12 protein-coding genes are annotated in these 12,478 nt (G+C 45.8%); 3 read left to right on the plus strand and 9 right to left on the minus strand.

Translation table 11 applies throughout. The features are described from left to right. Positions 1-51: 51 nt before the first annotated feature. Positions 52-1,251: a multidrug effflux MFS transporter gene (locus OCV44_RS00195; protein WP_211349776.1), complete on the plus strand. Its 1,200-nt coding sequence runs from the start codon at positions 52-54 to the stop codon at positions 1,249-1,251. 102 nt (positions 1,252-1,353) lie between these two features. Then, on the plus strand, positions 1,354-1,635 hold the full coding sequence (gene tsrA, locus OCV44_RS00200; RefSeq protein ID WP_139685940.1) for an H-NS-like global regulator TsrA: 282 nt from the start codon (positions 1,354-1,356) through the stop codon (positions 1,633-1,635). Positions 1,636-1,721: 86 nt separating this feature from the next. Here tsrA and OCV44_RS00205 read toward each other — a convergent pair whose 3' ends face one another. The 4 genes from OCV44_RS00205 to OCV44_RS00220 all read right to left on the minus strand — a co-directional run bounded on the left by OCV44_RS00205 (position 1,722) and on the right by OCV44_RS00220 (position 4,131). Continuing rightward, complete coding sequence (locus OCV44_RS00205; protein WP_139685939.1) at positions 1,722-2,180, minus strand: DoxX family protein; 459 nt, start codon at positions 2,178-2,180, stop codon at positions 1,722-1,724. Between the two features lies 1 nt (position 2,181). Continuing rightward, positions 2,182-2,949 carry an HvfC/BufC N-terminal domain-containing protein gene (locus OCV44_RS00210; protein ID WP_139685938.1) on the minus strand — a complete coding sequence of 256 codons (768 nt, stop codon included), beginning with the start codon at positions 2,947-2,949 and terminating at the stop codon, positions 2,182-2,184. Further along, a complete protein-coding gene (bufB, locus tag OCV44_RS00215; protein WP_139685937.1) occupies positions 2,946-3,806 on the minus strand; it encodes an MNIO family bufferin maturase in 861 nt (286 codons plus the stop codon). The genes OCV44_RS00210 and bufB overlap by 4 nt, the downstream gene beginning before the upstream one ends. 64 nt (positions 3,807-3,870) lie before the next feature. Then, positions 3,871-4,131 (minus strand): BufA1 family periplasmic bufferin-type metallophore, encoded by a 261-nt coding sequence (locus tag OCV44_RS00220; protein WP_139685936.1) that lies wholly within the window; start codon positions 4,129-4,131, stop codon positions 3,871-3,873. Between the two features lie 264 nt (positions 4,132-4,395). Between OCV44_RS00220 and uvrD the strand changes: the two genes are divergently transcribed. Beyond that, positions 4,396-6,570 carry a DNA helicase II gene (gene uvrD / locus OCV44_RS00225; RefSeq protein ID WP_139685935.1) on the plus strand — a complete coding sequence of 725 codons (2,175 nt, stop codon included), beginning with the start codon at positions 4,396-4,398 and terminating at the stop codon, positions 6,568-6,570. A gap of 135 nt (positions 6,571-6,705) precedes the next feature. Here the strand turns inward: uvrD and tpx are convergent, their stop codons facing one another. The 5 genes from tpx to rarD all read right to left on the minus strand — a co-directional run bounded on the left by tpx (position 6,706) and on the right by rarD (position 12,389). Next, positions 6,706-7,203, minus strand: a complete 498-nt coding sequence (tpx, locus tag OCV44_RS00230) for a thiol peroxidase (RefSeq protein WP_139685934.1) — start codon at positions 7,201-7,203, stop codon at positions 6,706-6,708. Between the two features lie 785 nt (positions 7,204-7,988). Further along, positions 7,989-9,746, minus strand: coding sequence for a gamma-glutamyltransferase (ggt, locus tag OCV44_RS00235; RefSeq protein WP_139685933.1), 1,758 nt, complete (start codon positions 9,744-9,746; stop codon positions 7,989-7,991). Between the two features lie 91 nt (positions 9,747-9,837). After that, positions 9,838-10,500 carry a LysE family translocator gene (locus OCV44_RS00240; protein WP_054548411.1) on the minus strand — a complete coding sequence of 221 codons (663 nt, stop codon included), beginning with the start codon at positions 10,498-10,500 and terminating at the stop codon, positions 9,838-9,840. A 99-nt stretch (positions 10,501-10,599) separates the two neighbouring features. Continuing rightward, positions 10,600-11,394 carry a helix-turn-helix transcriptional regulator gene (locus OCV44_RS00245; RefSeq protein ID WP_139685932.1) on the minus strand — a complete coding sequence of 265 codons (795 nt, stop codon included), beginning with the start codon at positions 11,392-11,394 and terminating at the stop codon, positions 10,600-10,602. Between the two features lie 80 nt (positions 11,395-11,474). After that, positions 11,475-12,389: an EamA family transporter RarD gene (gene rarD, locus OCV44_RS00250; protein WP_139685931.1), complete on the minus strand. Its 915-nt coding sequence runs from the start codon at positions 12,387-12,389 to the stop codon at positions 11,475-11,477. Between the last annotated feature and the right edge of the window lie 89 nt (positions 12,390-12,478).

A 12,478-nucleotide genomic window follows, 5' to 3' on the forward strand; every position in this document is an offset into this window, starting at 1 on the left:
ATATCTTTAGTTGGTTATTATGCACCTAAATTAACTCATTCGGAGAATCTTGTGCCTTCTAACGCGCTTCCAACCCCTAGTAAACTGCAGGTTGCTTTATTGGCAATGCTGGTTCTATTTAGCCCTTTGGCTATAGATATTTATCTTCCAGCTCTGCCACAAATTTCAACAGCGTTTCACGTGGAACACGCACTAGCACAAGATACGATTACATGGTTTTTATTCGCCATGGGTGTCGGGCAATTATTTGCAGGCCCTTTGGCTGATAAGTTAGGACGTCGAACCGTTGCATTGGGAGGTGTTAGTATCTATGCATTGAGTGCTTGCTTGGCGTGGGCAGCTCAAACGATTGATATGATGCTAATAGCTCGGCTGCTACAAGGCTTAGGAGCTTGTGCGACTTCTGTAGCAGCTTTTGCAACGGTTCGCGATCTATTTGGCCCGCAGAAGAGTGGCCGTATGATCAGCTACCTTAATGGTGCAATCTGTTTTATTCCTGCTTTGGCTCCGATTCTTGGCGCTTGGTTGACTCATCAATTTGGTTGGCGTTCGAACTTCAGCTTTATGGCAGGCTTCGCTGTCGTTGTGGGCACTATCTTATTCTTCCAAATGAAAGAGTCTAACCCTGCGACAGAAAAGGTTGCGGTGTTCAAACTTGAACGTTACTGGTCGGTATTGAAAACACCGTCATTTATCTTCCATGCCACTTTATGCTTGATGGCGATGGCGGTAATCCTAGCTTATGTTACCTCTGCACCGGTTGTACTGATGGAGAACCTAGGTTTGACGATGAACGAATTTACCTTTTGGTTTGGTGTAAACGCGGCAATTAATATCATCGCAGCATTCACAGCGCCAAAGTTTATGGATCGCTTTGGTACCTACAAAGCCCTGGTTGTTGGTATTTCAACGCTTGGCTTAGCTGGGGTGATTATGTTGGTGCTTGCTGATCAAGCGACAGCGATCGCATTCATGTTGCCAATCTTCTTATCTTCAGTGGGTTTTGCTTGGATTCTCGGTGCTGCTGCTGGTAAGGCTCTTGAACCTTTCGGTGACCGTGCGGGTACAGCAGCTGCGTTGCTTGGCTTGTTCCAAATGAGCGGTTCAGGGCTGCTTGTTGGTACCATGCAACGTCTTGATTTAACGTCTCAGGTGATGATTGCGCTACAAATGTTCCTTATTGTTCCGGCATTGTTAGTGCTTGCGAGTAAAGCAGGTAAGTCGTGGCACACGACGTTTGCTAAGGCATAAGTCTCAAGGGTGACAAAATATACAAATGGCGGTTTGCGAAACCTTAAAACATGGTATATTTGTCACTCATTGAAACGTTAGTCCCCAACGGAAAATACTGTAATGTCATTAACAACCTACGAAATGGCGCGCGTCTTAGAACAAATGGAAGATGCACCTGAAAAGGTTATGTTTGGTAAACTGCTTAAAGAGCTAGGAAACCAAAGTGAAGAGCGTATTCGCAGTGCGGCAAAACAAGTTCCAATTGATACTTTGCGAGATATTATTTATCAGTTTCAGCATGTAATTGAGTCTCGTAAGGGTGAACAGGTTCAGCTACTAGCAAAAGAGCTAGCCGAGCAAGGTATCTCTGCTGAAGAGCTACAAGCTTTTCTAAACAAGTAGTTTATCCCAGATAAAAAGAAACCACTCAATTGAGTGGTTTTTTGCGTTTTGGACCTATGTAAATTAGGAGGCCATGGAAAAGAGGTTTAGCTTTTGAATTGGGATTTTAAGATTCTATCAAGTGAAAATGGTCCAGCTCCCCATACCACGACGATAAGAATCATTAATCCCCAAAGTTGATGATCATAGAAGCCTTGTGCCCACAATACAGGGTATGATACGACAGCAATGATATTGAAAACGAACAACACCGCAGCCATAGGTCGTGTTAATAAACCAAGCGCTAAGAACACCGGCAGAATCAATTCAGCGGCAGTACCCATGTAAGCGGCCAATTCCCAAGGCAAAAGAGGCACTTGGTATTCCAATTCAAACAAGTAAAGGGTGCTATCCCAAGTGGCTATCTTGGTGAGCCCTGAGTTAAAGAAGACCCAAGCCACCCATAGACGACAAAACAGAAGTAGTACGGGAACAAAAAGTGCCTGTGATTTCTCAATCAAATTGTCGTATTGAGCCATCATGTTCGTGACTGTGTTGTTATCCATATTATGTCTCCAATTCGGCATTGATTGAAAAGCCTGAGATGACGTTCAGTGCCATGACAGTATTCAGATGTTGTAGTAGTAAAGGGTCTATCGCTGAGAGCGTTTGACCCGATTGAAATTCGGTTAATAGTTGGTGGCTTTCTTGCGTCAAACGATGGGCCTCAACCTGTGAATTCTCCGCTCGGATTAACACCCCAAATTCAGGTTGGTTGATGTCTAACCCATCGAGTTGTTGTTGGTAGATAGCTTGCTCAAGCGCGATAATCGTATAGCTAGAAATGACTAGCGTTATTGAATCTTGGAGATGGAAGACCAAAGCGCCTTGCTGTTCTTGTGGCACATCAGCTAAACAAGAAAGAGGGCGTCGGTCGACATGTGATTCTGAAACACATCTTGCTAAGCTATCTTTTTTCCATTCATACAAAGCCATTTCAGCGAGATAAGGGGCAGCCTCAATAACGGCAGGAAAGGCTTGGATAGTCTGTTCAAAATGTTCTCCGTAACCACTGACATCACCAGAGGTTGATGGGTGACTTAAGACATGTCGACGAGCCATCTGTTGGAAGCACTCTTCGCCAACCAACATTTCAGTGAGTGGGTAGGTTGCTGCCAGCACTTCGCTCAAGCTAATCACAAAGTTGTTGCGGTAAATTTGGATTCGCTGTTCATCCGTAAAATGGTCGCTCACTATGTCGCAGTGCTCACCATTGTTTTGGTAGCGTAGGGCATTAGCAAACTCCAACTGAACATCTGATAGGGAGTGGCTCATGATGCGCGACTCCTTTGGTTTAACTTGTCGTGTTGATACAAGATATCGCTGGCTTTGGTTGCTTCAGCCAATAAGACTTGTGGTTCTGGGATATCTAGATCCCACTCAATCAAGGTATGGCGTGAACCATGTAGTGCTATCCAGTCAGTGTAGAGTTGCCACACTTCGTCACAGACAGGTTTACTGTGGGTGTCTATCCAGATCTCACCTTGTTCGAGTTTCTTTTTGGTAAAACCTGCCAAGTGAATCTCTTCCACTTTGTCTGCCGGAATTCCGCTTAAGTACTCTTCACAGCTGAAGCCGTGATTAAAAGATGAGACAAAAATATTATTGAAATCGAGCAGTAGACGACACTCAGTACGCTTCTGTACCTCGGCTAAAAACTCCCATTCTGGGATGGTTGAATGCTTGAAGGTAAGGTAGCTCGATGGGTTCTCAATCAGCATAGGGCGTTGCAGGCTGTCTTGAACCTCGATGACATTGCGACAGAAGACTTCTAACGCTTCTTCGGTATAAGGTAGCGGTAGCAAGTCATTGAAGTAATGCCCGCCAGTCTGACTCCAGCTGAGGTGGTCAGAAACTAAGAACGGCTCGATGTCATCGACGAGTTCTTTCAACTTCAGTAGGTGATTTGGGTTGATGCGCTCAACAGAACCTAGAGACAATCCAACACCGTGGCAACTTATGCTGTGTGCGTTACGAATTTCTCTGAGTTGTTGGCGTTGCGGTGATTGAGCTAAAAAGTAGTTCTCGCTGTGCACCTCTAACCAACTCACTAGAGATGGATTTTGGCTGAAGAAGTCCAAGTGCGGTGTTCTAAGGCCAACCCCTGCATTGGGGTGAAGAGTTTGAGTCACAACGGTTCTCCTAATCGGAAGTGGAGGTGAGCTGAAGGTCAGCCCACCATACTAAGCAGCTCAATTATGATGATTGAGTGTTACCACCAGTTAATTTGCCACATAGTCCTTTAGGCACGACTACGAATGCATCGGATTGGTTGTCTTCTTTGGCTGTACCCGCACATGAACTTGTTTTAGTTGCACAATCATTTTGGCCAGCTTTTGCCACGCCGTAGCATTTTTCTTTTGCTGCTGCTTCCGCAGGTGCTGATGTAAGAACTACACCGCCGAACGCTAGTACACTTGTGATTGCAGCTGTAACAGCAAGATTAGAATTTTTCATAGTCATTCCCTCTAGGACTTAATAGTATTTTTATATCGCAGGTTAATGAATTGTTAACTTGCTTACTAAAAAGGATAGGAAGAACCAGGAAATAATTTCACGGCATTATAAGAAATATCAATATTAATGATGAGTTATCTTTTAAGTTGCTGATTTTATGGTGTTAATTTTTGATTGTTTTTTCTTCTTATTATCCTAAACGCAGCCTAGTGTTTAGGTTATAATCGACTTTTATGTATAAATACCCAGTAGTGAGCATATCCAATGATAGATCCTTCGCTTTTACTCGATGGCCTAAACGACAAGCAACGTGAGGCGGTCGCAGCACCTTTAGAAAACCTACTAATTCTGGCAGGTGCTGGCAGTGGTAAAACGCGAGTGTTGGTGCATCGTATCGCTTGGTTACAAAGCGTAGAGCAAGCATCACCGTTCTCTATCATGTCGGTTACCTTTACCAACAAAGCGGCAGCAGAGATGCGTGGTCGTATTGAAGAGTTGATGATGGGCAGCTCGTCAGGCATGTGGAACGGCACCTTCCACGGTATCTGTCACCGCATTCTTCGTGCTCACTACCTAGATGCAAAACTGCCAGAAGACTTCCAGATCATTGATTCAGATGATCAGATTCGCTTACTACGTCGCTTAATCAAGGCGCAAAACCTTGATGAAAAGCAGTGGCCAGCCAAGCAAGCTTCTTGGTGGATCAATGGCAAGAAAGACGAAGGGCTGCGCCCAAATCACATTGACGCCTACCATGATCCAATAACTCAAACGTGGTTAAAGATTTACTCGGCTTACCAAGAGGCATGTGATCGTGCTGGCTTGGTCGACTTTGCTGAGATCTTGTTGAGATCGCATGAACTATTGCGTGATAAGAAACACATCCGCGAGCACTACCAAGCTCGCTTCAAGCACATTCTTGTCGACGAATTTCAAGATACCAACAATATCCAATACGCTTGGCTACGTATGATGGCAGGCTCGGATTGTCGTGTGATGATCGTGGGTGATGATGACCAATCTATCTATGGTTGGCGCGGCGCTAAAATTGAAAATATTCAGAAGTTCTTGGATGAATTCCCAGGCGCTTCAACGGTTCGACTCGAACAAAACTACCGTTCAACCAAAACCATTCTGCAGGCGTCGAACGAGCTTATCTCGAACAACACCGAGCGTATGGGTAAAGAGCTGTGGACCGATGGTAACGATGGCGAGCCAATCTCTGTTTACTCTGCTTATAACGAGTTAGATGAAGCGCGTTTCACGGTTAGCAAAATCAAAGAGTGGCAGGAGAAAGGCGGTGCGCTAGAAGATACTGCAATGCTTTATCGTAATAATGCCCAGTCTCGTGTTCTTGAAGAAGCTTTGATTCAAGGTGGTTTACCTTACCGAATCTACGGCGGCATGCGATTCTTCGAGCGTCAGGAAATCAGAGATGCCTTGAGCTACCTGCGCCTAATGAGTAATCGCAGTAATGATGCGGCGTTCGAACGTGTCGTTAATACGCCAACGCGTGGCTTGGGCGATAAAACGCTAGAAACGATTCGTCTTGCAGCGCGTGATCGTGGTGCAACCATGTGGGAAGCCAGTGTTGCTCTGATAGAAGAACAAGTGTTACCAGGCCGTGCTGCAGGTGCTTTGAGCCGCTTTATTGAGCTTATCAATGCACTTGAGGATGACACCATCGAACTGAGACTTCATGAGCAAACCGACCACGTGATCAAATCGTCTGGCTTGTTTGCGATGTATGAGCAAGAGAAAGGCGAGAAGTCGAAGGCTCGTATTGAGAACTTGGAAGAATTGGTAACGGCAACGCGTCAGTTTGAAAAACCAGAAGAAGCGGATGAAATGAGTATGCTAACGGCATTCTTAACTCATGCAGCTTTGGAAGCGGGTGAAGGTCAGGCTGATGAGTTTGATGATGCGGTTCAGCTCATGACCCTGCACAGTGCCAAAGGCCTAGAGTTCCCAATGGTATTCATGGTTGGCGTTGAAGAAGGCATGTTCCCAAGCCAGATGTCTGCAGAAGAAGCGGGGCGTTTAGAAGAAGAGCGTCGTCTGTGTTACGTAGGCATGACCCGTGCAATGGAGAAGCTCTACATCACTTACGCTGAGATGCGTCGTTTGTACGGTCAGGACAAGTACCACAAACCATCACGCTTTATTCGTGAGTTACCAGAGACATGTCTGGATGAAGTGCGTATGAAAGCACAAGTGAGTCGCCCTGCAAGCAGTGGTCGCTTTAGCCAAACCGCCGTGAAAGAGAACTTTAACGAAACAGGCTTTAGCTTGGGCTCTCGCGTTAAGCACCCTAAGTTTGGTGAAGGTACTATCATCAACTTCGAGGGAAGTGGCCCACAAAGCCGAGTTCAAGTCGCGTTTAACGGTGAAGGGATTAAATGGTTAGTAACGGCTTACGCTCGATTAGAGCAGCTTTAATCTATTACTTCAGCATTTAATAACCGTTCATTATTAAAAACTAAAAGAGCAGCCAATGGCTGCTCTTTTTATTGCTTTGTACCGACCTCAATTAGGTTAATACGAGCTTAAGGCATTGCTGCCTAAAAGTGAGACTTACAGTGCTGCAAGTGCCGCTTCGTAGTTTGGTTCTTCAGTGATCTCTGCAACCAACTCGCTGTGTGTTACCGCACCTTTTTCATCAACAACGACAACTGCGCGCGTTGTTAGGCTTGATAGTGGGCCTTCAGCAATCGCTACGCCGTAGTCTGATGCGAATGCAGGAGAACGGAAAGTTGAGGCGTGTTGAACGCCTTCAATGCCTTCTAGTTCGCAGAAGCGACCCGCAGCAAACGGTAGGTCAGCAGAAATACAAACAACAACCGTATTCTCAAGCTCTGCCGCTTTTGCGTTGAACGTGCGTACGCTTGTCGCACAAGTTGCTGTGTCGATGCTTGGGAAGATGTTTAGAACTACTTTCTTGCCTTCAAGAGAAGCAAGAGTCAGTTCAGAAAGATCGCCTGCAGTCAGTGCAAAGCTTGGTGCTTGTTCGCCAGTTTGTGGGAATGTGCCTGTTAGCGGTACAGCAGCGCCTTTGAAGGTAACGTGTGACATGAATTTGTCCTTAGTTTAATTATGGTTATGAAACTAGTTGAGCCTAGTTCAACTTACGTTACTCGGAAGTGGTTAAGAAGTGAATGGTTTAAATGTCAGAATTGTAATCAAAGGTCTTTGATTTATTTGTTTTAGGGGAAGAAAAGGCGGGATGACAGATAAAGAAAAACCCCGAGAGCTTGCGCTCATCGGGGTCTATAGTCTTACTCGCAGCAATCCGGCTACTAAGTGTGCTCCATGCATCAAATCCATGATAGTGTGCTGTTATCCTTCAGCGTATTCCTTTCGTCGCCTTCCTAGCGGTGTCCTTGATCTTATCCTGATCTGCCAACAATCCTCGTTAGCGCGCGTCACTTGTTCCTTGAGCGGTGTCCTTTACATCATCCTGATGTTCAGTCCTTTCCTCGTCCAGAGGTGTCCATTGTCTTTCCTTAGTAGCAACCATCCTAGTTACTATTGCGTCCATTCCATGTCCATTTCGCTATCCATGCCGATTATTCATCCTGAGTAATCGAATCTTCATCCTGAAGATAACCAAGTCCTTGGCGTTTCCTGTTCCGTGTCAGCATCCTTCCGACACCATTCATATTACCGATTCCTTATTTATCAGCAATGGTGCATAAGCGAATTTCTATATAATTATTTGAATGATAAATATACGTATCTTTTTATTTCAACTAGTTACGGTGTGTGGGTGACTAATTTCGTCATCAAATATCGATATTTACTCACTGCCTTGTGAGAGATCTCGCACAAGGCCGCGAGTAAAAAGGGAGGATTATTCCCTACTGACCAATAGCTGCACCTTCACGACGAGGGTCTGCAGCGCCTTCTAAACCATCTTTTGTGATGCGAATCGCGTGTAAACCAGAGTTAAGATCGCGAACGTTGACCTCAAATCCCATCTTTTCTAGCTCAGGTTTGAAGTTTTCCGCTGATGTTCCTTTTTCCAAATCTAAGGTACCGAAGCGGTTTAGGAAGTGTGGTTGATTGATGGCTTGCTGAATATCCATGTCCCATTGGGTATGAGCAATGATCGCTTGTGCCACATAACCTATGATACGGCTGCCTCCCGGAGAGCCAATTGCCATGTAAGGTTTATCGTCTTGCATGATGATGGTCGGTGCCATTGAAGAGCGCGGACGCTTACCCGGTTCAAGTCGGTTGGCGATAGGCTTACCATCGTTATGGGTCTTGAATGAGAAGTCTGTTAGTTCGTTATTGAGTAGGAAACCTCTAACCATCAAGCGTGAACCAAAGGCATTCTCAATAGTGGTGGTCATCGACACGACATTGCCATCGCTATCAACAATATTGAAGTGGCTGGTGGACGGCAATTCAATAGAAACATCTTGGCTTCTTTGCATTGCATGATCCCACGGTGGGGTGCCCGATGGCGCGCTGTCTAATGCCTTACCTGCGGTAATTAACTGAGCACGTTCCTGCAAATAGTCAGTATTCACTAACCCTTGGGTTGGCATTGGCACGTAATCTTGGTCTGCCATGTACATACCACGGTCAGCAAAGGCTAGGCGAGAAGCGTCTGCTAACACTTGCCAAGATTTTGCGTCGTTCGGTCCCCATGATTTAAGATCAAACTGCTCGGTCATCGCGAGAATTTGTCCAACCGTCAATGCACCTGAACTTGGTGGCCCCATTCCACATACTTGATAGCTCTCATAAGCAGAACAAACCGGTTCACGTTGCTTGATGGAATACGCGTCGAAATCTTTCTGTGCCAATACACCCGGGTTACCTTTCGCGGTTTGCACGGTATTGATGATATCGGCAGAGATCTCACCCTGATAGAAGGCCTTAGCACCTTCCTTCGAGATAGCGTTTAACGTTGCCGCGTATTCTGGGTTTTTAAGTTGCGTGCCAGCGGTTTTCGGGCTGCCATCGGCATTGAAGAAGTAGGCTTTGGTGGTGGCAAAGCGGCTTAGACGTTCTTGGTCATTCTTAATCAAGGTGGCTAAACGTGGACTAATAGTAAAACCTTCTTCAGCCAGCTGAGCAATAGGCTTAATCAGTGACGCCCATTCGAGCTTGCCGTACTTCTGGTGAGTGTCCCACAGTAATTGCACTGTGCCTGGCGTGCCAACAGAATGACCGCCAACCACGGCATCATAGAATTTAAGCGGTTGGCCGTTTTCGTCTTGGAATAGACGTGGTGTGGCATCAAGCGGCGCGGTTTCACGGCCATCGTAGGTTTTGAGTTGCTTGTCCTTGCCATCAAAATAAACAAGGAACGCGCCGCCACCAATACCGGATGACTGAGGTTCCACTAAGCCAAGCATAAGTTGCACGGCAACCATGGCATCTATCGCGTTACCACCACGAGCAAGCACATCAGCTCCAGCTTGTGTTGCTAATGGGTTGGCCGCGGTGACCATCCAATCGTTGGCTTTAATGAGCTGTTTGGTTTCTAAACCACTACTTTGTTCGGGTGCGACAGAATCGGCAGCTTGATTTGCCCAACTGACGTGAGAGGCAAAAAGTAGGGTAGAAGTGGCGAGGGTTGTTAGTTTTGTTTTCCACTGCATGATCTTCTCCTTTTAATATGCAGAGCTAGATTGGCAGTGGAAAGATGAGATAGCCAGATTGTTGTTAACGAATTGTAATCTTGATTCGAATTTAAGCGATTAAACCGGACAGCGACTGCCAAAGAATACTCACGCCAATAAGGCTGAATACCACGCCACATAAGCCATCGATGTATACTGTTGCTTCGCTGAGTTTCTTTTGTAATGCCTTGGTCGAAAGCATCCACGCCAGTAGTGAGAACCAAAATAGAGACAGACCAAACAGGATGATAAGCGCAAAGCCTTTACCTGACAGAGACATGTCGGCAGGCACTAGGCTCGACATCAAGCTGATAAAGAACACCAAAGCCTTTGGGTTGAGAATATTGGTCGCAAACCCTTTCGAAAATGCCTGACGCTTATTGGTCAGAATCAGATCGTTGGAATTGACGATATCGGCATCATCATCGTGGTTCTGAATGATTTGCCAGGTTGCTTTAAGTGCACCGTAGCCTAAGTACAGCAAGTAGCTACCGCCGGCTAGTTGGATAATGGCAAATAATGTCGGTTGTTGGTGGACTAGGTAACTGATTCCCGTCAGGCTTAGCAATGAGTGCAGCAAGATCCCGCAAGATAAACCAAGCGCAATGTACAAGCCTGTCTGGCGTCCGTGACGCGTCGCATTTTGCACGACTAACGCAAAATCAGGGCCGGGGCTCATCAAAGCGATGAAGTGGATAGAGGCTAGGGTGATCAGTATGGTGACTTCGTTCATCGTCAGTTCTCAATAACGTTGCCGCTATTTTTAAATAAGTAATCGTATTGAGCGTAGCTTACCGTGATTTGAAATCGAGCAATTGTAAATTATCAACACTTAGTTGATTTGTGAGGGTGGTACGCCGAACGTGGTTTTGAAAGCCTTAGAGAAGTGTGCCTGATCATAGAAGCCTACTTGGTGCGCAACCTTAGTACCACATATCCCAGACTTAATCAGGCGCATGCTTTGTTCCATGCGTAAACGGCTCAGCCATGCATAAGGCGTAATACCCATTTTGTTTTTAAAATGGCGTTGGAATTGAGTCGTGGTGAGATCGCACAGTTCAGACAGCTGTTCGAGTCGTACGGGCTGGTCGAGGTTTGCCATCAAATAGTCTTTGAGTGTGTACATCGATTGGGTACCAAGCTGCACCTCTGTTTTCGATCCAAATTGCGCGTAACGATCAACAATCGTCGAAAAACCTTCGAATGGTAGGCAATCTTGAGCAAGTTGGCTGATGTTTGGGTTGATGAGCAGTCCGTGTAGGTTACGTAATTGTAAAAAGGTCGCTTGATCGGAGAGGATCAACTCGGAAAAGCTCAAATCGTGACCATTTTTACCGTGATCGGCAAGATCTTGAAACCATTGGGGAGAAACCGCAAACACACTGACTTGATAACCTGAATCGAGCTTGGAGTGCCCATCATGCAGTTCATCGGGTGGCATGATAACAACTTGGCCAGCACCAACATTATGGCTCGTCCCTTTATAGACGAATTTCTGCTGTCCTTGGGTAATTAAGCCAATGTGAAAGTCCAAATGATAGTGGCGCTGAAAGGCAAACTCTTGGTACTGAGCTTGTATCAGGCTGATATCTTCTGTGGGGGTAGAGTAATAGTGGACTTTATCCATGGTACAAAAAAGCTTGGTCAAATAGTCATCAATTCAACCAAGCTTATCTTCGTATTAAGGGATTGTCTTGTAAAAAACGATCAGTGTGACTGCTTAGCGCGTTTGTTCTTCTTGTTGTTACGTAGGCCGTCAAAGCTGAAAATCACCAGAGCGCCCCAAATAAAGGCGAAGGTAATCGCTTTATCTGAAGTAAAGGCTTCACCGTAAATAAGGACCGCCAGTAAGAACATTAAGCTTGGGCCGATGTACTGGAAGAAACCGAGTGTCGATAGCTTCAAGCGGGTTGCTGCTCCAGTAAAACAAAGCAGTGGAACCGTGGTGATCACACCAGCTGCAACCAATAATAGATTGAGCTGCATTGGGTTCATCGAGAAATCTGACGTTGCACTGTCTGCGATAAACAATAAGTACGTTGCGGCGATAGGCAGCATCACCAGCGTCTCAATGAATAAGCCAGTTTGAGCTTCCAAGCTAACCTTTTTACGTAACAAGCCATAGAAGCCAAAGCTGAAGGCTAGGGCAATGGCAACGATCGGCACAGAGCCAAATGCGATCAATTGAATTATCACGCCAATCGCAGCAAGACTAACGGCAAACCATTGGATCTTGCGTAAGCGTTCGCCAAGGAAGAACATCCCGAGTAACACGTTAATCAGCGGGTTGATGTAATAGCCTAAGCTGGCATCGAGCATGTGATTGGAATTCACCGCCCAAATAAAAATAAGCCAGTTGGCGCCCACTAAAATCGAAGTGGCGACTAAATAGAGCATTTTTGGTTTAGAGGTCAGGGTATCTCGAACCTTACGCCAGCCACGACTCATGTGCAGTAGAAAAGCGAGTAGGAAAAAAGACCATACTACACGGTGGCTAAGAATCTCAAATGGGGATACTTCACTTAAAGATTTGAAATATATGGGAGCGATTCCCCACATGGTGTAAGCGGCAACGGCAAGCAAAACTCCCTGGCGCGTACGTTGTTGTTCTTCCTGTGTCATGTAACTTTCTCTAGCACTGAGTGCTTATTAATAAGATTTATAAAGAGAGTTGGTCAGTATAGGAGCGTTAACCCTTTTCACCTAACAAT

It is taken from the genome of Vibrio tasmaniensis (genome assembly GCF_024347635.1).
In the GTDB taxonomy this organism is placed as follows: domain Bacteria; phylum Pseudomonadota; class Gammaproteobacteria; order Enterobacterales; family Vibrionaceae; genus Vibrio; species Vibrio tasmaniensis.